General features: G+C 62.9%; 23 protein-coding genes and 1 riboswitch. Of the genes, 17 read left to right on the top strand and 6 right to left on the bottom strand.

All coding sequences use genetic code 11. The features are described 5' to 3' along the window. Positions 1-112 precede the first annotated feature (112 nt). Positions 113-706, top strand: coding sequence for a DUF4124 domain-containing protein (locus KP001_RS11050; RefSeq protein ID WP_217285703.1), 594 nt, complete (start codon positions 113-115; stop codon positions 704-706). Beyond that, positions 703-1,641, top strand: a complete 939-nt coding sequence (locus KP001_RS11045; protein WP_217285702.1) for a M28 family peptidase — start codon at positions 703-705, stop codon at positions 1,639-1,641. Before KP001_RS11050 ends, KP001_RS11045 begins: the two co-directional genes overlap by 4 nt. Here the strand turns inward: KP001_RS11045 and KP001_RS11040 are convergent. After that, positions 1,586-2,536: a CHAD domain-containing protein gene (locus tag KP001_RS11040; protein ID WP_217285701.1), complete on the bottom strand. Its 951-nt coding sequence runs from the start codon at positions 2,534-2,536 to the stop codon at positions 1,586-1,588. The genes KP001_RS11045 and KP001_RS11040 overlap by 56 nt on opposite strands. Before the next feature lie 136 nt (positions 2,537-2,672). Then, on the bottom strand, positions 2,673-2,837 hold the full coding sequence (locus tag KP001_RS11035) for a hypothetical protein (protein ID WP_217285700.1): 165 nt from the start codon (positions 2,835-2,837) through the stop codon (positions 2,673-2,675). A 185-nt stretch (positions 2,838-3,022) separates the two neighbouring features. On the opposite strand from KP001_RS11035, the gene KP001_RS11030 reads away from it, so the two are divergent. Next, positions 3,023-3,406 (top strand): hypothetical protein, encoded by a 384-nt coding sequence (locus tag KP001_RS11030; protein WP_217285699.1) that lies wholly within the window; start codon positions 3,023-3,025, stop codon positions 3,404-3,406. Positions 3,407-3,727: 321 nt separating this feature from the next. Continuing rightward, on the top strand, positions 3,728-4,696 hold the full coding sequence (locus KP001_RS11025; protein ID WP_217285698.1) for a peptidylprolyl isomerase: 969 nt from the start codon (positions 3,728-3,730) through the stop codon (positions 4,694-4,696). A gap of 117 nt (positions 4,697-4,813) precedes the next feature. On the opposite strand, the gene KP001_RS11020 is transcribed toward KP001_RS11025, so the two are convergent. Beyond that, positions 4,814-6,310 (bottom strand): sigma-54-dependent transcriptional regulator, encoded by a 1,497-nt coding sequence (locus KP001_RS11020; protein ID WP_217285697.1) that lies wholly within the window; start codon positions 6,308-6,310, stop codon positions 4,814-4,816. 710 nt (positions 6,311-7,020) lie between these two features. Here KP001_RS11020 and KP001_RS11015 point away from each other — a divergent pair. The 12 genes from KP001_RS11015 to KP001_RS10960 all read left to right on the top strand — a co-directional run bounded on the left by KP001_RS11015 (position 7,021) and on the right by KP001_RS10960 (position 20,774). Further along, positions 7,021-7,512: a tetratricopeptide repeat protein gene (locus KP001_RS11015; RefSeq protein WP_217285696.1), complete on the top strand. Its 492-nt coding sequence runs from the start codon at positions 7,021-7,023 to the stop codon at positions 7,510-7,512. A gap of 50 nt (positions 7,513-7,562) precedes the next feature. Continuing rightward, positions 7,563-9,551 carry a PAS domain-containing protein gene (locus KP001_RS11010; protein WP_217285695.1) on the top strand — a complete coding sequence of 663 codons (1,989 nt, stop codon included), beginning with the start codon at positions 7,563-7,565 and terminating at the stop codon, positions 9,549-9,551. A 187-nt stretch (positions 9,552-9,738) separates the two neighbouring features. Continuing rightward, a riboswitch (cyclic di-GMP riboswitch) is annotated at positions 9,739-9,814 on the top strand. Between the two features lie 186 nt (positions 9,815-10,000). Then, positions 10,001-11,785, top strand: a complete 1,785-nt coding sequence (locus KP001_RS11005) for a sensor domain-containing protein (protein ID WP_217285694.1) — start codon at positions 10,001-10,003, stop codon at positions 11,783-11,785. A gap of 25 nt (positions 11,786-11,810) precedes the next feature. Continuing rightward, a complete protein-coding gene (locus tag KP001_RS11000; RefSeq protein ID WP_217285693.1) occupies positions 11,811-12,560 on the top strand; it encodes a hypothetical protein in 750 nt (249 codons plus the stop codon). Beyond that, positions 12,532-13,128 (top strand): DNA-3-methyladenine glycosylase I, encoded by a 597-nt coding sequence (locus tag KP001_RS10995; RefSeq protein ID WP_217285692.1) that lies wholly within the window; start codon positions 12,532-12,534, stop codon positions 13,126-13,128. Before KP001_RS11000 ends, KP001_RS10995 begins: the two co-directional genes overlap by 29 nt. A 178-nt stretch (positions 13,129-13,306) precedes the next feature. Next, entirely contained in the window at positions 13,307-14,755 is a 1,449-nt protein-coding gene (gene pyk / locus KP001_RS10990) for a pyruvate kinase (protein WP_217285691.1), read from the top strand. A 343-nt stretch (positions 14,756-15,098) separates the two neighbouring features. Beyond that, positions 15,099-16,085: a UDP-glucose 4-epimerase GalE gene (gene galE, locus KP001_RS10985; protein ID WP_217285690.1), complete on the top strand. Its 987-nt coding sequence runs from the start codon at positions 15,099-15,101 to the stop codon at positions 16,083-16,085. 84 nt (positions 16,086-16,169) lie between these two features. Continuing rightward, complete coding sequence (locus tag KP001_RS10980; protein WP_217285689.1) at positions 16,170-17,048, top strand: YicC/YloC family endoribonuclease; 879 nt, start codon at positions 16,170-16,172, stop codon at positions 17,046-17,048. A gap of 71 nt (positions 17,049-17,119) precedes the next feature. Next, positions 17,120-17,728, top strand: a complete 609-nt coding sequence (gmk, locus tag KP001_RS10975; RefSeq protein ID WP_217285688.1) for a guanylate kinase — start codon at positions 17,120-17,122, stop codon at positions 17,726-17,728. Positions 17,729-17,758: 30 nt separating this feature from the next. Beyond that, a complete protein-coding gene (rpoZ, locus tag KP001_RS10970; protein ID WP_015721519.1) occupies positions 17,759-17,965 on the top strand; it encodes a DNA-directed RNA polymerase subunit omega in 207 nt (68 codons plus the stop codon). Positions 17,966-18,086: 121 nt separating this feature from the next. Further along, complete coding sequence (locus tag KP001_RS10965; RefSeq protein ID WP_217285687.1) at positions 18,087-20,237, top strand: RelA/SpoT family protein; 2,151 nt, start codon at positions 18,087-18,089, stop codon at positions 20,235-20,237. 156 nt (positions 20,238-20,393) lie between these two features. Continuing rightward, entirely contained in the window at positions 20,394-20,774 is a 381-nt protein-coding gene (locus tag KP001_RS10960) for a RidA family protein (RefSeq protein ID WP_217285686.1), read from the top strand. 74 nt (positions 20,775-20,848) lie between these two features. Here the strand turns inward: KP001_RS10960 and rpmB are convergent, their stop codons facing one another. After that, positions 20,849-21,040 (bottom strand): 50S ribosomal protein L28, encoded by a 192-nt coding sequence (gene rpmB, locus KP001_RS10955; protein ID WP_012531640.1) that lies wholly within the window; start codon positions 21,038-21,040, stop codon positions 20,849-20,851. 105 nt (positions 21,041-21,145) lie between these two features. On the opposite strand from rpmB, the gene KP001_RS10950 reads away from it, so the two are divergent. Beyond that, positions 21,146-21,742 (top strand): YdcF family protein, encoded by a 597-nt coding sequence (locus tag KP001_RS10950; RefSeq protein WP_217285685.1) that lies wholly within the window; start codon positions 21,146-21,148, stop codon positions 21,740-21,742. A gap of 191 nt (positions 21,743-21,933) precedes the next feature. Here the strand turns inward: KP001_RS10950 and metG are convergent, their stop codons facing one another. Together metG and KP001_RS10940 are read right to left on the bottom strand one after the other, a co-directional pair. After that, positions 21,934-23,463, bottom strand: a complete 1,530-nt coding sequence (metG, locus tag KP001_RS10945) for a methionine--tRNA ligase (RefSeq protein WP_217285684.1) — start codon at positions 23,461-23,463, stop codon at positions 21,934-21,936. Next, positions 23,460-24,398 (bottom strand): PSP1 domain-containing protein, encoded by a 939-nt coding sequence (locus KP001_RS10940; protein WP_217285683.1) that lies wholly within the window; start codon positions 24,396-24,398, stop codon positions 23,460-23,462. Before KP001_RS10940 ends, metG begins: the two co-directional genes overlap by 4 nt. Between the last annotated feature and the right edge of the window lie 38 nt (positions 24,399-24,436).

The following is a 24,436-nucleotide window of genomic DNA, read 5'->3' as shown; positions in this document are numbered from 1 at the left end:
AGGGCGCAGGGAGACGGAGAAGATGAGACGCGGCAAAAGAAAATTGACAAATGCCGCAACATGCATATTATCTTCAGCCTTGCACTGCACGATCTTGCCTTCCGGAGGGCACATGCGACGTACGACGATGGTTGCCACGGTTTTTCTCCTTGCCGCACCCGCGCTCGTCTTGGGCGGCACCTACCAGTGGCGCGACGACGCCGGAACTGTCCACTTCACCGACGACTCGGACCGTATCCCGGACAAGTACTTGAAGCGCGCCCAGGAGGTGGATCCGGCAAGCGCGGCGAAAGAGCCTGCGGCAACGGAGCGAAAAAACGGTGCCGCGGCTGCCCCCCCAGCGGCGAAGGAAGCTGCCGCCGCACCGGTGGAGCCCGAAGCCAAGAGCGCGCGTCGCTCCCGGTTAGCCACCGAACTCGCCCAGATCCGTGGCGAGCTGGAGGGGAAAAAGAAGGAGCTGCAGAGGCTGCACCACAAATGGATGGTGGCCAAGGGGCGCACCCCGACGGTGGAAGAGGCGAGGCAATTCCAGAAAGAGCTCGCCGAGGGGAAGACCAGCGACGCGCAGAACCCGTACGTCAATAAGAACAGCGCCTTTTCTTTCGCGGGTGCCGCTCGTGCCGCGTACTACAAGAAGCTGGCCGAGCTGCGCGAGGACAAGGCGCGGGCGCAACAGCTGGAGCAGGAACTTGAGGCTCTCAAATGAACCGCCCGCCCGAAGCGGCGGGGAAGGGGAGGGCGCTCCCCGCGGTCTCCAGGGACCGGATTGAGCGGCACCTTAAGTACCTCGAGGGGGTCAGGCATCCGGTGGCGGCACCCGCCGCCCTGGAGCGCGCCTGCTCCTACATCGGGGACACCCTGCGCGCCCTTGGGTACGCCGTCGACCTGCACGGCTTCGCCGATGGCGGCCGGGAATACCACAACGTCGTCGCCACCAGGCTGGGAACGCGGCTGCCGGACAAACGGGTCCTGGTGCTCGCCCACTTCGACACCGTCGCCGGTTCTCCCGGGGCGGATGACAACGCAAGCGGCGTCGCGCTGCTGCTGGAACTCGCCACCCTCTTCAGCCAGTGGCGGCCGGAAAAGACCTTGCAGTTCGTGGGGGTGAACCTCGAGGAGAACTCCGAGGAGGGACCTTCCGGGACAGGGCTCAGGGGAAGCCGCGCCCTCGCAGGATTCGCGGCTTTACAGGGGTGGGAGATGGAGGGCGTGCTGGTCCTGGAATCGGTCGCCTTCGCGGGGGGCTCGGTGCGCCAGGGCGCTCCCCCGGGCCTGCCGCTCCAGGTGCCGGATACCGGTGATTTCCTTGCCGTCATTGCGAACCAGCTTTCACAGGGGCTGGCGATGCGGTTTGCACTCGCGGTGGAGAGTTTCGACATCCCCCTTCCGGTGGTTCCCCTGGTCGTTCCCGGTAACGGTGAGCTCATCCCCGACACCCGCAGATCCGACCACGCTCCCTTCTGGGATGCCGGCTACCCCGCCATCATGCTCACCGACACCACCAACTTCCGTAACCCCCACTACCACCAAAGAAGCGACACCTTCGATACCCTGAACCTCGGCTTCGCGGTCCGCGTCTGCGAGGCTACGGCGGGATTCCTGCTGGGCCTGGTCTGCGGGGAAGCCGAAGCTCCTCGCTGATCCGGCGGGTCAGCGGCTCGAGCGGCTGGTCACGGCGGGTCTGCGCGAACACGGCGAAGAGGCCGGCCCGGCGCGCCGCCAGCACGTGCAGCAACCGTTCCCGTCCCCCCCCCTGCGCCACGCGCTCCTCCACCATGTCCGCAAAGACATCCAGGTCGTGCAGCTGCCCCAGGAGGTCCTGGTAGCTTTTGAGAACCCGGCGCAGCTGCTCCCCCTCGTCCTCCAGCAGCGGTGCCAAGATCTCCAGGCGGTAGCGCAGCTTCTTGAAGGCGATGCGCAGCCGGTGCTGCGCCACCGTGTCCTCTTCGTGAAGCGCGGCCGGGAACAGTTCCTCGACCAGCGTGGCCCGCTCGGCCAACGCTCCCGCGGCAAAGAGGCCGATCCCGGTGAAGGGGTCGACCCCGCGCCGTCGGAAGGGGTTCGGCTGCGCAGACAATCCCGCCAATTCCTTTTTGAGCTTCCCCACGTGAAAGCCGGCCAGCGCCCTTACCAGTTCCTTTCGGACTGTCTCCCGCTCCTTGGACAGTGTCTGCAGCAACTCGCGGGTTCCGGCCGGGGGAGCGCCGGGTTCCTCTCCGTCCAGGCCGGAAAAGAAACGGAGTGCCTCGTCGACGTTGCGCAACTCTCCCAGGAGGGTGGTGAGCCTTTTCACCCTGCGTGACATCTTCGCCACCTTTTTCCCTGGCAGCAGGGGCGCGAACAGGGCAAGGCCCTCGCGCAGGCGGCGCGAGGCTACGCGCAGGTCGTGCACCTCGTCGAGGTCGAGCCGGCGTAGCGCCCCGCGCCAGTGGGCAAAGAATTCCCGGTGCAGCACGGCAAGGAGGTGCGAGGCGGCGAACCACAGGCGTGCCGGATGGAGTTGCAGGGTAGGAGTGCGATCGGCGGGAATACTCATAGCCTTCACCAGGACTGACAGCATTATAGCATGAACTCTATGAAGGATATCACTGCTGGTGTTCAGGCAAGGCCAGTAAACGCGCCCAAAGTTCCCTTCCTGGGAGCGCAGGGAGCGCCCCCTGGATCAAACGCCTTCAGTTGGGCTTGTGGATTGAGATGAGGAATTCCATGACTGCAAGGAGGTTGGTGAGCCTTCTGAAGAGCATGTTCTTTTCCCGCAGGTCTTTGGTGGTCTTGAATTTCGTCATCAGCAGCTGGTACTGCTCATGGGCCAGATCAAAAGGTTTCTTCTTTTTCAACGTGCGGCTCTCCCTGTGCGTGAATTTTGAATTAGAGATTTATAACTTTATACGTCTAATCTGTCAAGCGGGCACAGGGAAAAAGCGCCGGCGGGATGGCGGGAGGAAAAAAGAAACGTCAGATTGGTAAAAACTAATCATGTGCTATAGTGTCTCGGCTGTTCATCAAACTCGGGAGGCTGATCATGAAAAAAGTGTTGTCCACCATCGTTACCACCCTGGTCGCGGTTTCTTTCGCTGGTATGGTCTGGGCGGCTGACACGACCGGAACCGGCGCCGGCACCTCTACAGGTCCTGGAACCGGGATGTCCACCGGGGGGCAGAGTGACCAGGGCGGCGCCGAGATGGCCAAGCCCAAGACCCAGAAGACCAAGAAGAAAAAAAAGAAAAGCAGCAAGAAAACCAGGAAGCATACCAGAAGGAGCACCGGTACCGGGGTTTCCGGCACGGAACCCAACTACGGCACCCCCGCCCTGGGAGGTCCAAGCGGTACGATGGGGACGGGCGGCGGCACGGGTACGGAGGGTGCCGGCGGTACTGGCGCAGGGACCGGCGGCGCCGGACGCTAGGAGGTACGCAAGCGGTCGCTATTGAGGCCGCGCCGCAAGGCGCGGCCTTTTTGTCCCCTCTCCAGGTGGGCCGCCCCGCCAGTTCCCTCAGCCGGTGGGTGATATGCCCCACCCCCCTTCGCCCCTCCCTCCAGGAGCCTCGCCTCGGCGGGCGCTGCCGCCGAGGCGAGGCGTGGCCAGGCGGCATAAATATCTGGATTATCTTGATCAGCCCGGGTGGGGCGCCGGTGTTACGTCCCGGTCCTTCCAGCGTCTCTTCTGGGTACGGCTCTTGCTGTGACAGGGGCAGTGATCCCTACAATTCAATAAAAGGAGAATTCCATGTCCGCATTGAAGAATTTGATAACGGCGGCAGTCGCAGTCCTGGCCCTCTGCGCGCTTCCGGGCTGCTCTGAGAAGGGTTCCGGCGGCACGCCCGTTGCCAAGGTGAACGGCACGGTCATCACGAAGCCCGAGCTGGACCGCGCGGTGAAGACCCTCCTGGCGCAAAACCGGGTCACCCAGACCCTGCCGCCGGAACAGATGAGGAAGGCAGCCGACGCAGCCCTGGAGCAGCTCACCTCCGCTGAGCTTCTATACCAGGAGGGGAAGAAGCTGGAGATCAAGGGGCTGGACCAGCTCGTCGAAGAGAAATTCCAGAAGAACCGGGCTTCCTTCCCCAGCAAGGAGGAGTTCGAAAAGGCTGTCAAGGCAGCCGGGATGACCGAGGCCGAGGTGCGGGAGTCGATGCGCCGGGAGATCGTGGTCAACTACTTCGTGGACAGGCAGTTCTCGACCAAGGCCACCTGCTCGGACGCGGAAGCGAAGAAGTTCTACGACGACAACAAGGGGAAATTGTTCCAGAAGGGTGAGCGCCTGCGGGCTAGTCACATCCTGGTGAGCGTGGACCAGAAGGGGGGCGCCGACGAGAAGCGAAAGGCGCGCGAGAAGGCGGAAACGCTTCTGAAAAGGGTGCGCAACGGGGAGGAGTTCGCAGCGGTCGCCAAGGCGGAGTCGACCTGCCCGAGCCGCGCCAAGGGTGGGGAGCTCGGCATCTTCGGCAAGGGGCAGATGACCCCGCCCTTCGAGAAGGCCGCCTTCGCCCTCAAAAACGGTGAGATCAGCGGCGTGGTGGAGACGGAGTTCGGCTATCACATCATCAAGCTGCAGGAGCGGATCGCCCCCTCCACCGACCGCTTCGAGGACGTCAAGTTCCAGATCGTGCAGTACCTGAAGATGGAGCAGACGCGCAAGGCGGTGGCGGCCTTTCTGAGCGAGCTGCGCCACAAGGCGAAGATAGAGAAGGTTTAGCGGCAGGCGCCCGACGCAGAACGGCCCGGAGGGAACATACCTCCGGGCCGTTTTTTTTACCGTTACCGGGACCTTGCTGCGGGTGCCCGCGAGGGGGCGTTTGCCGCCCGGGTCAGTTCAGACCCAGCGCAGGCTTTCACCGGATGGGTGGGGCGCACTATTTCCCGCTACCGGCGCCTCGAACGCCTCGCCTTCACCCTCCTTCCCCGAGTCGGAGAGGCCGAACTTCTTCATCCGGTAACGCAGGGTGTCCCTGCTCGTCTTCAGGAACTTGGCCGCCTTGGACTGGTTGCCGCCGGATTTCTTCAAGGCGAGCTGGATGAGCATCTTTTCCAGCTCCTCCAGCGAGATGCCGGTGGAGGGAAGCACGATGTGCTCCCCGGCGAAGTCGGCGCTGATCACCCCGGCGGAGTCGGGATCCGCCGCGGGGACCCGGCTCTGCTTGATCTCCGGGTTCAGGAATTCCGGCGTCAGGACCTTCCCCTGTTCCAGCATCATCAGGCGCTCGATGCAGTTGCGCAACTCGCGGACGTTGCCGGGCCAGTCGTACCTGGTCAGGTACTCGAGGGTTTCCGGCGCGGCGTGGGTGATGCTTCTGCCGTACTCCTCGTTGAGGGTCTCGATGAAGTACTGCACCAGCGACTCGATGTCCTCCTTGCGCTCTCTAAGCTTCGGGAGGCAGATGTTCATCACGTTGAGCCTGAAAAAGAGGTCGCCGCGGAACTTCCCCTCCTTGACCATCCTCGGGAGGTCCTGGTGGGTCGCAGTGATGATCCTCACGTTGGCTTCCACATCCTCCTGGCCCCCCAGCCTGCGGAAGCGCTTGGTCTCGGTGGCCTTCAGGATCTTGGCCTGCATCTGGTACGGCATGTCCCCGATCTCGTCCAGGAACACCGATCCCCCCTCGGCCAGCTCGAAGACACCCTTCTGGCGCCGCGAGGCATCGGTGTAGGCGCCCTTTTCGTGGCCGAAAAGCTCGTTTTCCAGCAGGTTCTCCGGGATGGAGGCGCAGTTGACCTCGATGAAGGGGGCGTCGGCCCGCGCGCTGTGGTAGTGGATCGCCTTGGCAACCAGCTCCTTGCCGGTCCCGCTCTCGCCGGTGATCAGCACCGTCTTCGCGTCGGCGTCGGCGCAGATCTTGATCATCTTGAAGACCTCGATCATCTTGGGGCTGTTGCCCACCATCTTCTCGTGGTCGCTTTTCCTGCGCAGCTCGTTTCTGAAGTAGTCGACCTCTTTCTTGAGCCGCCGCTTCTCGAAGGCCCGCTCGACTACGTGCTTGACCGCCTCGAGGTTGAAGGGCTTGCCGAAGTAGTCCTCGGCGCCGTCCTGGAGCGCCTGCACGGCGGAGTCCGCGTTGGCGTAGGCGGTGATCATGATGACGTAGAGGTCCTCGTTGGTCGCCTTGAAGCGCTTCAAAAGCTCGAGCCCGCTGGTGTCGGGAAGGCAGATGTCCAGCATGACCAGGTCCGGCTTGAAGCTCTCGAACTTCTGCACGGCCTCCGCACCGGAAGCCGCCGTGTCCACCTCGTAACCGTCCTTTTTGAGGCTGGCGGCGAGTGACCAGGAGATCAGCTTTTCGTCGTCGACGACCAAGATCCTGTTTTTGCTCATGGTGAACGTTCCTTCCTGGACCTGCTGCGGGAGAGTCCGCAGATTCTCGATGGGCTGAGACCGGTGTCGGCCGTGTCGTGGCGGCGGCGCCCCATGCCGGTCAGCAGGCGGCTGAACTTTATCATTGATTTAATAATTTGTGTATTGTTTTTTTTGAATATTACACCACCGCGGCCGGCCACCGGCGGGCGTTTTCACGTGCCGGACCGGAACCCTTACCAGGGGTAGTGGGGCAAATCACCCACTTTTGCGACTTTTGCCCCAGTTGTGCCGCTGGATCGTGCCGGAATCTCCGGTTTTGCGGCCCCACACCACATTTTTCTCATCACTGTGTGATTTCACGCATGAAAGTGGGGCTTTTCCAACAGTAGTTCGTGCCGGTGTGGGACAAGGAGGGGACGCTCTCCTTCGTCGGCGGCTACGGCGGCGGCGGACGGAGCATCGGGCAAATAACCATTTTCCCGTGTCTTATCGACGACCTGGTGCTGCCACATCCCGTGAGCCGTCCGCATCCGCTCATTTCCCGCCGGCCTATGCGCCACCGGCGGTATTCACACTAGCAGGATGCGTGCCGAGGCTCCGGTGCCGTCCGCCGTCCGCCGGATGCTCCCCCGGCCGGTCCCCCTCCCGGAGCGTCGCCGCGGCGCGACCGGCGTGGTTGGCAGGTAATGTGCATATATGAGGTTTCAATTTGACCGAGAGGTGGGGGTATGAAACTAAGGCAGGTGGTGTTGGTAATGTTCATGGTGGTCGCCGCCATAGCCGCCCGGGGGTACGGGTATGACGGCACCGATCTGAAGACCATAAAGAATCTGGCCGAGCAGGGCAACCCCGAGGCGCAGATGAAGCTCGGGGTGATGCTCTCCTCCGGCGTGGGGGTCCCCCTGGACAAACAGCAGGGGCTCACCTGGTACGAGAAGTCGGCGAGCCAGGGGTACGCGCCGGGGCAGTGGAACCTCGCCTTTGCTTACATACGGGGGGAGGTGGTGCCCCAGGATTTCAAGAAGGCCTTCGGGCTGCTGCAGAAAGCGGCTGACGCAGGTTTCGACAGCGCCCAGTACGACCTCGGCATGATGTACCTGCAGGGGCTCGCGGTACCGGCACCCGATCAGGACAAGGCGGAGGTATGGTTCCGCCGTGCGGCCGCCCAAGGGAACCGGGACGCCAGGAAGATCCTGAAGGAGCTGGCCGAGGGGCACTGACCGCAAGAGCCGGTCCCCAGCAAGAACGCGAATGTTTCCAGGAGTAGCCCATGCCGAACATCTTCAATGCTGAGAATGCCTCCCCCTCCCGCGCCTGCTTCGATTTCAGCCATGTCGCCGGTGAGCTCGAGGAGAGCCGCAAGCGGCTGGCCGCGGTATTCGATACCGTCCAGGTCGGCATCGTCATCATCGACGCCGAAACCCATGCCATCGTAGACGCCAACCCCAAGGCGGTCGAGATGATCGGCACCGACAGGGAGGGGATGGTCGGCTCGGTCTGCCACTGCTTCATCTGCCCCGAGGAGACCGGTCACTGTCCCATCACCGACCAGGGGCAGCGCATCGACAACGCCGAGCGGCAGCTGTTGAAGGCCAACGGCGACACCATCACCATCGTGAAAACGGTGGCGCGGGTGAACCTGCACGGGCGCGACCACCTGATCGAGAGCTTTTTGGACATCACCGACAGAAAGCGGGCCGAGGAGGAGCTCAAGGAGAGCGAGGAGCGCTACCGCGACATCCTTGAGAACGCCAACGACCTGATCCAGAGCGTGGACGCCAAGGGGAACTTCATCTATGTGAACAACGCCTGGAAGAGGACCTTGGGGTATTCGGACGAGGACGTGGCCTCAATGAACATCTTCGACGTGATCAAGCCCTGCTGCCAGAACCACTGCGCCACGATGTTCGATGAGCTGAAAAGCGGCGCCAGGATCCCGCGGGTGGAGGTGGAGTTCGTCGCCAAGGACGGGCGCAGCATCATCCTCGAAGGGAGCATAAACTGCAACACCAGTAGCGGGCGTGCGATCAGCACCAGGGGGATATTCCGCGACATCACCGAGCGCAAGAAGATGGAAGCGGAACTGACGCAGAGCGAGGACCGTTACAGAAAGCTCTTCGAGAATGCGCCCGAGGCGATCCTGGTGCAGCACGAGGGGCGCTACGTATGCGCCAACAGGGAGGCATGCAACCTCCTGGGGGTGGAGAGCCCCGAGGAGCTCATCGGCCACTCCATCTTCTCCTTCGTGCATCCGGACTACCACGCCATGGTCGTCGAGAGGATCCAGCACATTAACGACACCGGGGAGCCTTCGCCGCTGCGCGAATCGCGCATGGTGCAAAAAGACGGGACCGTCATCGACGTGGAGGCGGTGGCCACCGGGATCGTGTTCCAGGGGCAGCAGGCCATCCAGGTCATCATCCGCGACATCACCGAGCGCAAGCAGGTCGAGGAACAGCGCAGGGAGTTGAACACCCGCCTGGAGAAGATGGTCGAGGAGAAGACCCGGCACCTGAAGGAGGCCCAGACCAAGCTGATCCAGTCGGAAAAGATGGCGACCCTGGGAGAGGTCATCGCCGGCGCCGCGCATGAGCTCAACAACCCCCTGGCGGGGATACTGGGCGCCATCCAGATGTTGCGCAGCAACGCCCTGCACCATCCCATCGACCCGGAGCTCATGGAGGGGATCGACGTCCTCGAGAGCATCGAGAGCGCAGCGGTGCGCTGCCAGAAGATCGTCGAGGACCTGGTCCGCTTCACCACCCAGGTGCGCTGCAACTTCAGCATGATGGACATCAACGAGGTGCTCAGGGACACCCTGGAGATCATGTCGGGGCCATTCGCTGAGCAGAAGATCACCGTGCAGCTGGACCTGGACCCGGAGGTGCCCCAGATCGAGGGGGATTTCGTCAAGCTCCTGGAGGTCTACGTGAACCTGCTGCAAAACGCGAAGAGCGCCCTCCCCGATGGCGGCAGCATCGACCTTTGCACGGCGCTGGTGAAGAAGTATGGCGAACCGCTGCAGGTCTCGGTGGTGATCCGCGACAACGGCTGCGGCATCCCTCCCCAGAACCTGGCCAAGATCTTCGATCCCTTCTTCACAACCAAACCCGCAGGGAGGGGGCCCGGCCTCGGGCTCACCGTCTGCTACGGCATCGTGAAGCGTCACGGAGGCGACATAGACGTCCGTTCCACGGTCGGCAAGGGGACAGAGGTGACGGTCACCATCCCGGTCCGGCAGCGAAATGCCGCCAGCTGACACCCTTGCCGGCCCGGCGCCCGCCCCGTCGCGGCCGAGTGGTAAGACTAATTTCATTTGACATTTCCCTCCCCATCTGGTTAAACCGTTTACGCGATGGCACGGGCGTTACGCCTGCCGAGACCTTCGGGAGGAGGAGCGGGCCCGGCTCGAAGCGCGTCACAACGGACAGCACCGGAAAATAGATAAACGATAATACTAAACCATCCGCGAGGGTGGGACGGAAAGCCCAAGGGTCTCCCCGAGACAGCCGGGTTGCCGAAATATCTAGCGCAGGTCGAGCTAAGATACCGGCAACCCGTTTTTTTTTGCGCGTTTCTAATGGTGGTTTTTAAACCTGTGCCCTTCCGCAGGCGCGGCCGGGGGGCGGTTTCCTCCTCTCCCCATCGCCTCATCACACACTATATGCATGCCGGGGCCGCAGCGGGCCTCCGGCAGGAGAGACCCTCATGCACGATGCGGCTAACGGCCCACCACCGGGTTCGCAACCGGGCTTCCACTCCGTGCAGTTGTTGAACCGGCTGCCGCAGGACGAGGAGCGCCTTGCGATGCTGAAGGAAGCCATCGACTGTCTTCCCATCGGCGCGGGGATCACCATCAGCGACAAGGAAGGCAAGATCGTCTACGTGAACCAGGCGGAGGCGGAGATGCATGGCTACGCGTCCGAAGAACTGCTCGGCAGGCCGGCGCGCATCCTGGCGCCCCAGGGGAATGGGGGGGGGCGAAGCATCGACTACCGGAGCGCGGGCCTTTGGAAGCGCGAGTGCCTGAACGTGCGCAAGGACGGCCAGATCTTCCCGGTCCAGCTCACCTCCAAGCCGATCAGGAACGCCGCCGGCGACTACCTGGGCATGTTGACCGCCTGCGAGGACATGACCCAGCGCAAGCTGTGCGAGAAGCAGCTGGAAACCCTCGCCTACTACGACAGCGTCACGAAGCTCCCCAACCGGGCCCTCCTCATGGACCGCCTGCACCAGGCCCTCGCCCTCGCCCTGCGCGAGCGCCGCGAGCTGGCCCTGCTCTTTCTCGACCTGGACAACTTCAAGGATCTGAACAGCTCCCGGGGACACGAGGTGGGGGACAAGTTCCTGCAGGAGGTGGCGGCGAGGCTCGCGAACTCCGTGTGCGAGTCCAATACCCTGGCCCGGCTAGGGGGGGACGAGTTCGTCATCTTGATCAACGCGGTGCCGGGGGAGGAGGGGGTGGCTGCCACCGCCGCGAGGCTGCAGGCCCTCTTCTGCGAGCCCTTCCTCATCGACGGGGAGGAACTTTACGGCAGCACCAGCATCGGCATCGCCATGTACCCGGGAGACGGTGAGGACGTGGAGAGCCTGCTGCGCAGCGCGGACCAGGCGCTGTACCAGGCCAAGAGCGAGGGGAAGGCGGGCTACCAGTTCTTCTCCCAGGAGATGAACCAGGTGAACATGCGCCGGGTGGCGCTGGAAAACGGGATGCGCCAGGGCGTGGCCCGGGGGGAATTCTACCTGTACTTCCAGCCCCAGTGGGACCTGAAAAACCTGCGGCTGACCGGGGCGGAGGCGCTTTTGCGCTGGCACAGCGCCGAGTTCGGCGTGGTGGGGCCCGATGAGTTCATCCCCATCGCCGAGTCCTGCGGCTTCATCTTCGATCTGGGGGAGCTGGTGCTGCGGGAGGCGTGCCTGCACGCGGTGGAGTGGGACCTGCTCTGCCCGGGACTCAGGGTCGCCGTCAACATCTCGGGGCGGCAGTTCCGGCAGCACGACTTCCTGCAGACCGTCGCCCGCATCGTGGAGGAGACCGGCGTCCGCGCAAGTTCCCTGGAACTCGAGTTGACCGAGAGCGTCATCATGGAACGCGCCGAGAAGAACATCCACGCGCTGCAGGCGTTGAAGTGGATGGGGGTGCGGCTCAGCATCGACGACTTCGGCACCGGTTATTCCTCGCTCAACTACCTGAAACACTTTCCCATCGATGCCATCAAGATCGATCGCTCCTTCATCGCCGATCTCGTCACCGACAGCGATGATGCCGCCATTGCCGAGGCCATCATCTCCATGGCGCACAGCCTGAAACTCAAGGTGATCGCCGAGGGGGTCGAGAGCGAGGCGCAACTCGATTTCCTGGTGGACCGGTGCTGCGACGAGGCGCAGGGGTTCTACTTCGCCCCCCCGATGCCCGCGGAGGACTTCACCGGCTATGTGAAGCGATTCTTTGCGACTGAAGATGTATCCAAACCGTTGAGTGTCGCACGCTGACCTCACCGCCCAAGGAGGAACACCCATGAAAACGATGCAACAGATAGCGCGTACCCTCGTGCTGCAGGCCGTCGCCCTGCCGCTTATGCTCTCCCAGGCGCAAGCGGGGAACGTCGGCGTTGACGTCAACATCCATCTCGGCAACGAACCGCGTCCCGTGGTGGTGGCCCCGGCCCCCGCCCCCCGTCCGGTCGTGGTGGCGCCCGCCCCGGTCCCGGTGTACCAGCCGGAGCCCTATTACGATGAGCCCGAAGAGGACGTTCAGTTCATCTACCCGCAGCCGCTGGGGTTCTACGTGGCGGTGGGGGTCCCTTATGACCTCTTCTACATCAACAACGTCTACTTCAGCTTCCGTGACGGGCGCTGGTACCGCTCTCCTGACAACCGCGGCCGCTGGGTCCCGGTCGGGTACCGCGAGCTCCCCTCGCCGCTGCGCCGCTACCGCATCGAGCGTATCCGGGAGTACCGTGCCCACGAGTACGCCGTTTACCAGCGCGACCGGGCGCACTACCAGGGGAAACACCGCAGCGACCGCGGCTACTGGAAGGCGCGCCACGAGCAGCAAAAGGACGAGAAGAGGTATTCCAAGGAGCAAAGAAAGGAAGAGAAGCGCTTCGAAAAGGAGCAAAGAAAGGAAGAGAAGCGCTTCGAAAAGGAGCAAAGAAAAGAAGACAAGCGCTACGAGAAGGAGCAGCGCAAGGAGCACAAGCGCGCCGAACACGAACAACGCGGCGAGGAGAGGGGATATGACCGGGACCGCCACGGCCGCGACTAGCGTGAACCGTTGCGGCTGGGCCGGAAACGATCCCCTTTACTGCGCCTACCATGACCTCGAATGGGGAGTGCCGGTGCACGACGACCGGCTCCTCTTCGAGTTCCTGACCCTGGAGGGGGCGCAGGCGGGGCTCTCCTGGATCACCATCCTTAGAAAGCGCGAGGGGTACCGCCGCGCTTTCGCCTGCTTCGATCCGGAGGTCGTGGCCCGCTTCTCGGAAGCCGACCTGGCCCGGCTCATGGCCGACCCCTCCATCGTCCGCAACCGGCTGAAGATAGGTTCGACGGTGGACAACGCGCGCGCCTTTCTGGGCGTGCAGCAGGAGTTCGGCTCCTTCGACGCCTACCTGTGGCGCTTCGTGGACGGCGCCCCCGTGCAAAACGCCTGGCGCACCCTTTCCGAGATCCCCCCCCGCAGTGACGTCTCGGACCGGTTAAGCCGCGACCTCAAACGGCGCGGGTTCCGCTTCGTGGGGAGCACCATCTGCTATGCCCTGATGCAGGCGGTGGGGATGGTCAACGACCATACCGTCGACTGCTTCCGCTGGTCCCAGCTGCAAAACGGGTGACCGGGAAAACCGCCAGCGAAAACCTGCCGATACGCATTGCGCCCCGCCCCGATTTCGGGTAATTATTTAGGGTCGTTCCTCAAGCAGTACATCCCCCTTTCACGAACCGGAAAGCCCCGGCCGTGACGGTTCCCGGCGAACCGTCCCCCGCGGCGGTCCGGCTCGACCAGGAGAACCCATGTTCCGTCGCACCAAGATCGTAGCCACCGTCGGCCCCGCCTCCGACTCCGAGCAGATGCTGGACGCCCTGATCCACGCCGGCGTCGATGTCTTCCGCCTCAACTTCTCCCACGGCGATTATGACTCCAAGGCTGCGGCCATCAGCCGCATCCGCAAGCTGTCACACGAACGCGAGCACGCGGTGGCCATCCTCGGAGATCTCCAGGGACCCAAGATCCGGACCGGCCTCATGGCGGGAGGCTCCATGGAGCTCGTGACCGGCAGCGAGGTCGTGGTCACCACCCGGGAGGTGCTGGGGGAGCAGAACCTGATCCCGACCATCTACCAGGGGCTGCCGCGCGACGTGAAGCCGCAGGACCGGATCCTCCTCGACGACGGCCTCATGGAGTTGAAGGTGCTCGGCGTGGCGGGTGACGACGTGCGCTGCCAGGTGGTGACCGGGGGGCTCTTGAAGGACCGCAAGGGGATCAACCTTCCCGGCGCGAAGGTTTCCGCACCCGCGCTCACGGAGAAGGACAAGGAGGATCTGCGGTTCTGCATGGAACAGCAGCTCGACTACGTCGCCCTTTCCTTCGTGCGGGAGGCGTCCGATGTCGTCGAGCTCAGGGATATCATCGACCAGGCGGGTTCCCCGCTGCGCATCATCGCCAAGATCGAGAAGCCCGAGGCGGTGCTCAATTTCGCCGCCATCCTGCGGGTCTCGGACGGGATCATGGTCGCCCGCGGCGATCTGGGCGTTGAACTGAACCCCGAGAAGGTGCCCCTGATTCAAAAGCGCATCATCCGCAGCTGCAACGACGCCGGCAAGCCCGTGATCACCGCGACCCAGATGCTGGAGAGCATGGTGAACAACCCGCGCCCGACCCGCGCCGAGACCTCGGACGTCGCCAACGCCATCCTGGACGGCACCGACGCCATCATGCTCTCCGCGGAGACCGCCTCGGGCAAGTACCCGGTGGAAGCGGTTTCCATGATGGTGCAGGTCGCGCGCGACATCGAGAACGATCCCCAGCTCATGGCCCAGTGCTGCAAGACGCCCAACGGTCAGGGGAGCCTCCCCAATATCTCCGAGGTCATCGGCATGGCGGCCTGCCGGGCCGCCGAAAGCGTCAAGGCCTCGGCCATCCTCGCCTTCACCCAGACCGGCAGCACCGCCGCGCTGGTCTCCAAGTACCGCCCGGCCCAGCCCATCCTCGCGGTGACGCCCTCGCAGCAGGTGCGCCGCCGGCTTGCCCTCTACGCAGGGGTGCACGCGTTGCGGGTCGACATCGAGGGTGACACCGAGTCGCAGATCATCTCGGTGGAGGCGGCGGTGCTCGAAACGGCGTGGCTCGAGAAGGGGGATCTCGTGGTGATCACCATGGGGAGCCCGCTGTCGAGCCCCGGCACCACCAATCTCATGAAGGTGCATCGGCTGGAGGAACCGGGATCGCGCTCCGAGCGCTGACTCCTAACGCCACTGTCAGGGGGGGCTTTGGCCCCCTTTTTCTGTGCCGGGCTCACGGACAACGACTGAGCCGGATCGCGAAAAAGGTCTTTCTTTGGCAGTTCCTGGTCCAGTTTCATGCCCCCCTGCCGCGTCGCGCTCTGTGAATCCATCGATTTAGGCGTTGCGCTGGGGTGGGGTAGGTGCTATAACTGTTGCGATCACTCGCATGAGGATCGGTGCTGCGTGATGGCCGACAACCGGGCGGAGTTATGACAATCAGGCCAGGTTCGTTGCCGCGTATCGAGGGTTTAGTCCAATGGCTAGACCCTCTTTCATTATCTTTGTCATGGAGGTTGCTGCTATGAGTGTGATACTGGTTACGGGTGGCGCCGGTTACATAGGGAGTCACGTGGTTCGACAGCTTTCCGAGGCGGGGCACGAGGTGGTGGTGTTCGACAACCTCTCCACCGGTTCGGCCGACGCGCTGGTGCACGGGGAGCGTCTCATCGTCGGAGACCTCTCCGACCAGGGGAGGATCCGGGAGGTGCTGAAGGAGACCGGGGCGAAGTCCGTCCTGCATTTCGCGGCCGCCATCATCGCCCCGGAGTCGGTGCAGCTGCCGCTCAAGTACTACACCAACAACACCAGGAACACGCTGAACCTCGTGCAGGCCTGCGTCGATCACGGCGTCGAGCGCTTCATCTTCTCCAGCACCGCGGCGGTCTACGGCATCCCCGAGGGGGGGCGCGCCTCGGAGCAGAGCCGCACCGCCCCCATAAATCCCTACGGCACCTCAAAGCTTATGAGCGAGTGGATGCTCAGGGACGCCGCCTTCGCCCACGGCTTCTCCTACGTGGCGCTTCGCTACTTCAACGTGGCCGGCGCCGACCCGCAGGCGCGCATGGGGCAGAGAACCCCCGAGGCGACCCACCTGATCAAGGTCGCCTGCCAGGCCGCCCTTGGCGCCCGCGACGGTGTATCCATCTTCGGAACCGATTACGACACCCCCGACGGCACCGGCATCCGCGACTACATCCATATCGAGGACCTCGCTTCGGCGCACCTGGCGGCGCTTGCCTACCTGAAAGCGGGCGGCGCTTCCGACGTCATCAACGTGGGGTACGGCAAGGGGAGCAGTGTCCGCGAAGTGATCAAGGTGGTGAAAGACGTAAGCGGCGTGGATTTCAGGGTGAACGAGGCGCCGCGCCGTCCGGGCGACCCGGACAGCCTGATTGCGGTGGCCGACAAGGTCCGCACCCTCCTTAACTGGACGCCGGCCCACAACGACCTGCACACCATCGTGGCCGATGCCTGGCGCTGGGAGCAGAAGCTTTGGCAATCCCGCTAGCCAAGGCGCGGGGATAACCAACATATACGATGTTCCCGGGGCGCGGTCACAGCGGCCGGCGCGGGGAGCGCAGAAGGAGATGGCATGATAAAAAGCATGACCGGCTATGGCAAGGGGGAGGCCGTCCACGAGGCGGGGCGCTTCGTCGTCGAGGTGCGCTGCGTGAACCACCGTTACGGCGAGATCACCGTCAAGCTCCCCCGCGTGCTGCTGCAGTTCGAGAACGAGATCAAGAAGCGGGTGGGCGAGAGGCTCGTCCGCGGCAAGATCGACGTCTTCATCCAGGTGGAGAACGCGGTCGCCCTCGGGGTGCCGACGGCCAACCTGCCGCTGGCCCGCGGCTACCTGAAGGCCTTCCAGACCATTGGCGAGGCGCTGGGGCTCTCCGGCGAGGTCGATCTGGCGCTGGTGGCGTCGCAGCGTGACGTGGTCACCGTGGCGGCCGAGGCCGAGGCGACCCTCGAGGAGATGCCGCAGGAACTGATGTCCGCGCTGGAGGAAGCCCTGCGCCGGGTGGACGAGATGCGCCTTTTCGAGGGGGAGTCGCTCTACGCCGACTTCCAGAGACGCCGCGAGACCTTGGCGCAGCTGATCGGGAAGGTCGCCGCGCGCGCCCCGCAGGTGGTTGCCGAGTACGGCCAGCGCCTGAAGGAGAGGATCGCGCAGCTTTTGGGCGAGGCCTCCCTTCCCGAGGAGCGCCTGGTCCAGGAGGTCGCGGTCATGGCCGACAAGTGCGACGTCACCGAGGAACTGGTGCGCCTGGAAAGCCACCTGCGCCAGTTCGACGAGACCCTGGCCAAAAGCGAGCCGGTGGGGAGAAAGCTCGACTTCCTGCTCCAGGAGATCAACCGCGAAGTGAACACCATCGGCTCCAAGGGTAACGATGCCCAGATGGCGGCCCTGGTGGTGGAGCTGAAGGCGGAGCTGGAGAAGATCCGCGAGCAGGTGCAGAACATAGAGTAGGGGAACTTTACAGTTTGGGGGTCCGCCGCCTCTGTTTTGTAGCGGATCCCGACAACGGCAACGGGTGATCTATGAAACGTGAAGGCGTATTGTACGTGATTTCGGCCCCTTCTGGGGCAGGCAAGACCTCGCTCTGTAAGGAAATAATTGACATCTTTCCTAACTTGCGGCATTCTGTCAGCTACACGACGCGCCCTCCCCGGAACGGAGAGGTGCACGGGCGTGATTATTTTTTTGTGGGTAAGGACGAGTTCGACCGGATGGTCGAGGACGGGGAATTCGCCGAGTGGGCCGAGGTGCACGGCAACTTCTACGGCACGTCGCTCGCCACCCTCAAGGAATCCCGTGCCGAGGGGATCGACCTTATCCTTGATATCGACTGCCAGGGTGCGCGGCAGCTGAAAGGGCGTTTCGAAGGAGGGGTCTACATCTTCGTACTCCCGCCCAGCATCGAGGAGCTCAGGCGCCGCCTGGACAACCGCTCCTCCGACTCGCAGGAAGTCATCGAGCGCCGCATCCACAACGCCTCCGGCGAGATCAAGGAAGCGCGCTGGTACGATTACATCATCGTCAACGACAAGTTTTCCGAGGCCCTGGACCAGCTGAAAAGCGTGCTCATCGCCGAGCAGTGCCGCACCAGTCGCCTGCTGCAGGGGCTTTCCAGGATCTTCACGATTTAGACGTTTAACATCACAAAGGGGATTTCACTTATGGCAAGGGTTACCGTAGAAGATTGCCTCGAGAAGGTGGACAACCGCTTCCTCCTGGTCATGCTCGCCTCCAAGAGGGTGAAGCAGCTGTTCAAGGGCGCCAAGCCGCTCATCGACAACAGGGCAGCGAACAAGAACGTGGTCGTCTCCCTCAGGGAAATCGCCGCCGGCAAGATCGGCTGCGAGATCGGCAAGAAAGGTCGTTAACAGATCGAAAGGGAGGCGCGTGAGCGGTCTCCCTTTTTTTCAAACCGGCTGGGGCTATCGGCTGACGGGGCATCTGCCCCGGTGCTGTTAGCCCCTTCTTTTTCCAGATAAAACGGGCGCGATGATACGACTCAACGACATACTCGACAAGGTCTCCTCCTACAACCCGGGTGCGGACCTTGACCTTTTACGCAAGGCCTACGTCTTCTGCGCCAAGGTACACCAGGGGCAGACCCGGCTCTCGGGAGAGCCCTACCTGATCCACCCGATGGAGGTGGCGGGGATCCTGGCGGACCTGAAACTGGACCTCCCCGCCGTGGTGACCGGCCTTTTGCACGACACCGTCGAGGACACCCTGACCACCCACGAGGAGCTGGAGTCGCTCTTTGGCGCCGAGGTGGCGCGCCTGGTGGACGGCGTCACCAAGATCGGCAAGATCCACTTCAAGACCAAGGAGGAGAGCCAGGCCGAGAACTTCCGCAAGATGCTCCTCGCCATGGCGACCGACATCCGGGTCATCCTGGTCAAGCTCGCCGACCGCCTGCACAACATGCGCACCCTGCAGTACCAGCCCGAGCCCAAGCAGCGCACCATCGCCAAGGAGACGCTGGACATCTACGCCCCCATCGCCAACCGGCTCGGTATCTCCTGGGTTAAGGGGGAGCTGGAGGACCTTTCCTTCCGCTACCTGGAGCCGCAGCTCTACTACGACTTGGCGGGCAAGGTCGCCAAGAAGAAACAGGAGCGCGAGTCCTACGTCGCCACGGTCAAGGACATCATCAAGAAGCAGCTCGAGGAGCACGGTATCAAGGGGGACGTCTCCGGCCGCTCCAAGCACCTCTACTCCATCTACAAGAAGATGCAGAGCCGCAACGTCGACATCGACGAGATCTACGACCTGATCGCGATCCGGGTCTCGGTGGACGACATCCGCGAGTGCTACGAGGTGCTGGGGATCATCCATTCCACCTGGAAGCCGATTCCGGGGCGCTTCAAGGACTACATCGCCATGCCCAAGGGGAACATGTACCAGTCGCTGCACACGACGGTCATCGGCCCCTACGGCGAGAGGATGGAGGTGCAGATACGCACCGCCGAGATGCACCGCGTGGCCGAGAGCGGCATCGCGGCGCACTGGAAGTACAAGGAAGGTAAGGGGTACGACGAGAAGGAGGTGCGCCGCTTCACCTGGATCCGGCAGCTTCTCGAGTGGCAGCAGGAGCTCGACGACTCCAAGGAGTTCATGGACACGGTGAAGGTCGAGCTCTTCCCGGAGGACGTCTTCATCTTCACCCCGAAGGGGGACGTGAAGGGGTTCCCGAAAGGGTCCACCCCCATCGACTTCGCCTACTCGGTGCACACCGACGTCGGCCACCGCTGCGTAGGCGCCAAGGTGAACGGCAAGCTGGTCCCTCTGAAGTACGAGCTGAAGACCGGCGACATCGTCGAGGTGATCACATCGCCGCACCACACCCCGAGCAAGGACTGGCTGAAGATCGTCAAGAGCTCGCGGGCGCGCAACAAGATCAGGGCCTGGGTGAAGACCGAGGAGCGGATGAGGAGCATCACCCTCGGGCGCGAGATCTGCGAAAAGGATTTCCGCCGCTACTCCTTGAACTTCGGCAAGCTGCAAAAGACGGGCGAGCTGAAGAAGGTGGCCCAGGAGTTCGGCTTCCAGACCGAGGACGACCTGATGGCCTCGGTCGGCTACGGGAAGCTCTCCGCGAACCAGGTGGTCGGCAAGCTGGTTCCGGCCGACAAGATAGAGGCGGCCAAGGAACAGAAGGAAACCCGCATCGGCAAGGTGATCGGTGCGCTCAAGGGAAAATCCTCCTCCGCCATCGAGATCAACGGCGTCGAGGACGTACTGGTGCGCTTCGGCAAGTGCTGCAATCCCCTTCCCGGCGACGAGATCACCGGCTTCATCACCCGCGGGCGCGGCGTCACCGTGCACACCGCCGACTGCCCCTTCGCCATGGCGCTGGAGCCGGAGCGGCGCATCGAGGTGGCCTGGAACAAGGGGAAAAAGAGCGCGCTGCCGGTCAAGATCCGCGTCGTGTGCAACGACGAGAAGGGGATCCTCGCCAACATCGCCACCGCCATCACCAACTGCGAGGCCAACATCTCCAGCGCCTCCATCCAGAGCACCTTGGACAAGCGGGGTGAGAACCTCTTCGAGGTGGACGTGACCGACCTCGACCACCTGAAGAAGGTGTTCGCCGCCATCATGAAGGTGAAGGGCGTCATCAAGGTGGAGCGCCTGAAGAGCTAGTCCGCCTTATCCCCTCGCCCTCCGGGAGAGGGGCAGGGGTGAGGGCGCTGCGAAGTGGCAGGATGGTGCGTAGGGGCGATCCCCTCACCCGGCTTTCTCCCACAGGGAGAGCGGGAGTTCGTGTCAGTCGAAAAAAGCAAGAAGAAGGAGGAAGGCATGAAGGAAATCATCAGCACCGACCAGGCACCCAAGGCGATCGGCCCCTATTCACAGGGCGTGAAAGCCGGGGGCTTTCTCTTTCTCTCCGGCGCCATCGCGCTCGACCCGGCCACCGGCGAGGTCGTGCAGGGGGGCGTCGTGGCGGAGACCGAGCAGGTCATGAAGAACATCGGCGCCCTTCTGGCTGCAGCCGGGCTGGGCTTCCAGGACGTGGTCAAGACCACCATCTACCTGGCCAACATGGGGGATTTCGCAACGGTGAACGGCATCTACGGCGGCTACTTCCAGGAGAACCCGCCTGCCCGAAGCACCGTCGAGGTGAAAGGGCTGCCGCGCGGCGTCCTGGTGGAGATAGAGGTCACCGCTCTTTGCCGTTAAGGGAAGGGACGGGCAAAAATAAAGCCGCAGGCGCTCATTGCGCCGCGGCTTTAGGGACTGTGCGGAAGATCTTCTTAGAGAGCCTTGGTGACGTGACCGGAGCGGATGCAGCGGGTGCAGACCTTGATGCTCCTGACGGTACCGTTTTTCACGGCCTTGATCTTCTGCAGGTTCGGGCGCCAAATTTTGCTGGTCTTGTTGTTGGCGTGGCTAACGTTATTCCCGAAGCTAGGGCCTTTACCGCAAATCTCGCATATTCTGGACATTTCTTTGTACCCTCCGGTGATTACTGAAGTCGTAATTAGTAGCAGAAACTCGTCGCCGTTGCAAGCAAAAAGTGGCGGGAATCTCGTTTTTTTAGGTGCTAAATCATGGCTTTATTGAAGGGGTTGTTCTCCCTCTTGTTGTTGATACTGATTGTACTAAGCGTTCTGTTCGTGGACTTCGTGTACAAGACCTTCTCCCTGACGCCGCGCGACGTGAAGAGTGACGCCATCGTGGTGTTGACCGGAGGGCGAGGCCGGGTGGAGGAAGGGGTGCGGCTGTACCGCGCCGGGCAGGGGAAGAAGCTGTTCCTGATCGGCGTGGACCCCGCGGTGAAAAAGCGCGAGCTCTACCAGGGTGAGGGGGCGGGGAACGTCTACCTGGAGCAGAATTCCCGCAACACCCTGGAGAACGCCATCTATGCCCGTGACCTCATCATGAAGTACAAGGTCGGCTCCATCAAGCTGATCACCTCGCGCTACCACATGAAGCGCTCCACCATCCTGTTCAGGAACGCGCTCCCCAAGGACGTGGCCATCTACCCGCACCCGGTCGACTCCAGCAATCTCAAGGAAGAGTGGTGGAGCCATTCCGGGAGCTTCAAGCTCCTCTTCTCCGAGTTCTACAAGTACTGCATCCTGCGTTTCTTCTTCATGTTCGCACCCGGCGAGCTGAGGCCGCTGCCGCTGCCGGTGAACAACTAAGGCGCCTCACGCAAAGCCGCAAAGGCGCAAAGAAAGAACCAACTTCACAAACAAACAGGGATGAAGGGGATAGAAGGGATAAAACCAGATCTTGGTTTATATCCTCTTCATCCCTTTCATCCCTGTTAAACGTTTTGCCTTACCTTGCTTTGCGTCTTTGCGTCTTTGCGTGAGCGTGAGCGTGAGGAGGTTTACTCCCCTTTCTCCTCGATCCTCGGGAAGAGCGCTTCGGCCTTGGCGATGGCGGTGCCCGGCTTCAGGCCGCCCCAGGTGAGCCCTTCCTCGCTGGCTTCCTCGGGCCACCCCAGGCAGCAGAGACCCTTCTGCGCGGTCTTCGGCATGAAGGCGGAGAGCAGCGTGTAGACCACCCTCTGGCTTTCCAGCATGTAGTACATCACGGTGGAGAGACGCTCGCGCTGCTCGGGATCCTTGGCCAGCGCCCACGGGGCGGTCTCGTCGATGTACTTGTTCCCCGCGGAGATGACTTCCCATATCGCCTGCAGCGCGCGGCTGAAGGCGAGGTCCTCGATGAATCCATCCACCTGGCCGATCATGGCCGTGGTCTTCTCGCGCAGCGCGGTATCCACCTCGGACTCCGCCCCAGGCGCCTGCAACACGCCGCCGAAGTACTTGCCGAGCATGGCGGTGGAGCGGTTCAACAGGTTGCCCAGGTCGTTGGCCAGGTCCGAGTTGATGCGGTGGATGAGCGCCTGGTGCGAGAAGTCGCCGTCGAGGCCGAAGGGGACCTCGCGCAGGAGGAAGTAGCGCACCGCGTCCACGCCGTACTTGTCGACCAGCATGTTCGGCTCGACCACGTTCTGCAGGCTCTTGCTCATCTTCTGCCCCTCGACGGTCCACCAGCCGTGGGCGAAGACCTTCTTCGGGATGGGAAGACCGGCCGCCATCAGGAAGGTGGGCCAGTAGACGGTGTGGAACCTAAGGATGTCCTTGCCGATCAGATGTACGTCGCAGGGCCAGTATGTGCCGAAGTCGCCCCCCTCCTCCGGGTAGCCGAGCGCGGTGATGTAGTTGGTGAGCGCGTCGAACCAGACGTACACCACGTGCTTGTCGTTGCCCGGCACCGGGATGCCCCACTGGAAGGTGGTGCGGGACACGGAGAGGTCACGCAGCCCTTCCTTCACGAAGGAGATGATCTCGTTGCGGCGGCTTTTGGGCTGGATGAAGTCGGGATTCGCCTCGATGTGCGCCAGAAGCTGATCCTGGTATTTGCTCATCCTGAAGAAGTAGGATTCCTCCTTGAGCTTCTCGGTGGGGCGGTTGCAGTCCGGGCACTTGAAGTCGATCAGCTGGGTCTCGGTCCAGAAGGTCTCGCACGGGGTGCAGTACCAGTCCTCGTACTCGCCGAGATAGATGTCACCCTTCTCCATGACCCGCTCGAAGAGGACGGAGACCCCCTTCTTGTGCCGCTCCTGCGTGGTGCGGATGAAATCGGTGTTGGAGATCTCCAGCTTCTCCCAGAGCGACTGGAAACGCTTCATGACGCGGTCGGCGAGCTCGAGCGGCGTCTCGCCGGCGGCGGTGGCGGCCTTCTCGACCTTCTGCCCGTGCTCGTCGGTACCGGTGAGGAAGAATACGTCGAAACCCTTGAGCCGCTTGTAGCGGGCCAGCACGTCCGCAGCCAGGGTGGTGTACGCGTGCCCTATGTGCGGGACGTCATTTACGTAGTAGATGGGGGTGGTGACGTAAAAAGCGGGTTTCATTGTGGTTTCTCCTTTTTTCTTTCCTTGACGTCGACGGGCCTGTTGCGGCGCTGCTTGCCGGGTCCCTGGGATTTCCCCTTGTCGCCCCCCTGCTGTTCACCTTTGCCCTGCGGCGGCTTCTTCACGCGGTCGCTGATGTTCTCGGGGGCGATGTCCTCCCCCTTCAGGGTGACCAGCGAGTCGTCCGCCGTCTTCAGCGTGACGGTCTGTTCCAGCACGTTGACCTTGACCACCTCTCCGTCGTGGCAGCCGCACTGCACCCTCTTGCCACACTTGGGAAGCCCCTTGCGCAGGCCGCAGTACGTGTCGAACTCGTAGGAGAGGCAGCAAAGGAGCCTGCCGCACTGGCCGGAGATCTTGCTCGGGTTGAGCGCCAGGTTCTGCTCCTTGGCCATCTTCACCGAGACCGGCTCGAACTCGCGCAGGTATGAGGAGCAGCAGAGCTCGCGGCCGCAGATGCCGATGCCGCCGACCATCTTCGACTCGTCCCTGACCCCGATCTGGCGCATCTCGATCCTGGTGTGGAAGGCGTGGGCCAGGTCCTTGACCAGTTCCCGGAAGTCCACCCGGCCGTCCGCGGTGAAGTAGAAGATCGCCTTGGAGCCGTCGAAGAGGTATTCGACCTTGACGAGCTTCATGTCCATGTTCCGCTCTTTGATGCGGGCCAGGCAGAACTTGTGGGCCTCCTTCTCCTTGGCGGTGTTGGCGGCCAGCGTCGCCAGGTCGGCCAGTTCGGCCAGACGCTGCACCGGCTTGGTCCCCTCCGGGACCAGCGCGTCGTCCACCTCGATCGGGCCAGCCACGACCTGTCCTATGCTCTTGCCGCGCTCGGTCTCCACGATGACCCGGTCCCCCGGTTTGACGGTGACCCTGCCGGCGGTGAAGTCGTAGAGTTTGCCCGCGGTGTTGAATTGAATCCTTACAATCTTTGCCAAAATGCCTCCAAAAGGGAAACAGGTCTTGGTCAACCTGT

Source organism: Geomonas subterranea (assembly GCF_019063845.1).
Lineage (GTDB): Bacteria > Desulfobacterota > Desulfuromonadia > Geobacterales > Geobacteraceae > Geomonas > Geomonas subterranea.
This window is presented reverse-complemented; position numbering and strand designations above follow the sequence as displayed.

Excerpts from the sequence above, each read along its gene's own strand:
- KP001_RS11050 (WP_217285703.1), top strand. The coding sequence starts at position 113 with ATGCGACGTACGACGATGGTTGCCACGGTTTTTCTCCTTGCCGCACCC.
- KP001_RS11045 (WP_217285702.1), top strand. The coding sequence starts at position 703 with ATGAACCGCCCGCCCGAAGCGGCGGGGAAGGGGAGGGCGCTCCCCGCG.
- KP001_RS11040 (WP_217285701.1), bottom strand. The coding sequence starts at position 2,536 with ATGAGTATTCCCGCCGATCGCACTCCTACCCTGCAACTCCATCCGGCA.
- KP001_RS11030 (WP_217285699.1), top strand. The coding sequence starts at position 3,023 with ATGAAAAAAGTGTTGTCCACCATCGTTACCACCCTGGTCGCGGTTTCT.
- KP001_RS11025 (WP_217285698.1), top strand. The coding sequence starts at position 3,728 with ATGTCCGCATTGAAGAATTTGATAACGGCGGCAGTCGCAGTCCTGGCC.
- KP001_RS11020 (WP_217285697.1), bottom strand. The coding sequence starts at position 6,310 with ATGAGCAAAAACAGGATCTTGGTCGTCGACGACGAAAAGCTGATCTCC.
- KP001_RS11015 (WP_217285696.1), top strand. The coding sequence starts at position 7,021 with ATGAAACTAAGGCAGGTGGTGTTGGTAATGTTCATGGTGGTCGCCGCC.
- KP001_RS11010 (WP_217285695.1), top strand. The coding sequence starts at position 7,563 with ATGCCGAACATCTTCAATGCTGAGAATGCCTCCCCCTCCCGCGCCTGC.
- KP001_RS11005 (WP_217285694.1), top strand. The coding sequence starts at position 10,001 with ATGCACGATGCGGCTAACGGCCCACCACCGGGTTCGCAACCGGGCTTC.
- KP001_RS11000 (WP_217285693.1), top strand. The coding sequence starts at position 11,811 with ATGAAAACGATGCAACAGATAGCGCGTACCCTCGTGCTGCAGGCCGTC.
- KP001_RS10995 (WP_217285692.1), top strand. The coding sequence starts at position 12,532 with ATGACCGGGACCGCCACGGCCGCGACTAGCGTGAACCGTTGCGGCTGG.
- pyk (WP_217285691.1), top strand. The coding sequence starts at position 13,307 with ATGTTCCGTCGCACCAAGATCGTAGCCACCGTCGGCCCCGCCTCCGAC.
- galE (WP_217285690.1), top strand. The coding sequence starts at position 15,099 with ATGAGTGTGATACTGGTTACGGGTGGCGCCGGTTACATAGGGAGTCAC.
- KP001_RS10980 (WP_217285689.1), top strand. The coding sequence starts at position 16,170 with ATGATAAAAAGCATGACCGGCTATGGCAAGGGGGAGGCCGTCCACGAG.
- gmk (WP_217285688.1), top strand. The coding sequence starts at position 17,120 with ATGAAACGTGAAGGCGTATTGTACGTGATTTCGGCCCCTTCTGGGGCA.
- rpoZ (WP_015721519.1), top strand. The coding sequence starts at position 17,759 with ATGGCAAGGGTTACCGTAGAAGATTGCCTCGAGAAGGTGGACAACCGC.
- KP001_RS10965 (WP_217285687.1), top strand. The coding sequence starts at position 18,087 with ATGATACGACTCAACGACATACTCGACAAGGTCTCCTCCTACAACCCG.
- KP001_RS10960 (WP_217285686.1), top strand. The coding sequence starts at position 20,394 with ATGAAGGAAATCATCAGCACCGACCAGGCACCCAAGGCGATCGGCCCC.
- rpmB (WP_012531640.1), bottom strand. The coding sequence starts at position 21,040 with ATGTCCAGAATATGCGAGATTTGCGGTAAAGGCCCTAGCTTCGGGAAT.
- KP001_RS10950 (WP_217285685.1), top strand. The coding sequence starts at position 21,146 with ATGGCTTTATTGAAGGGGTTGTTCTCCCTCTTGTTGTTGATACTGATT.
- metG (WP_217285684.1), bottom strand. The coding sequence starts at position 23,463 with ATGAAACCCGCTTTTTACGTCACCACCCCCATCTACTACGTAAATGAC.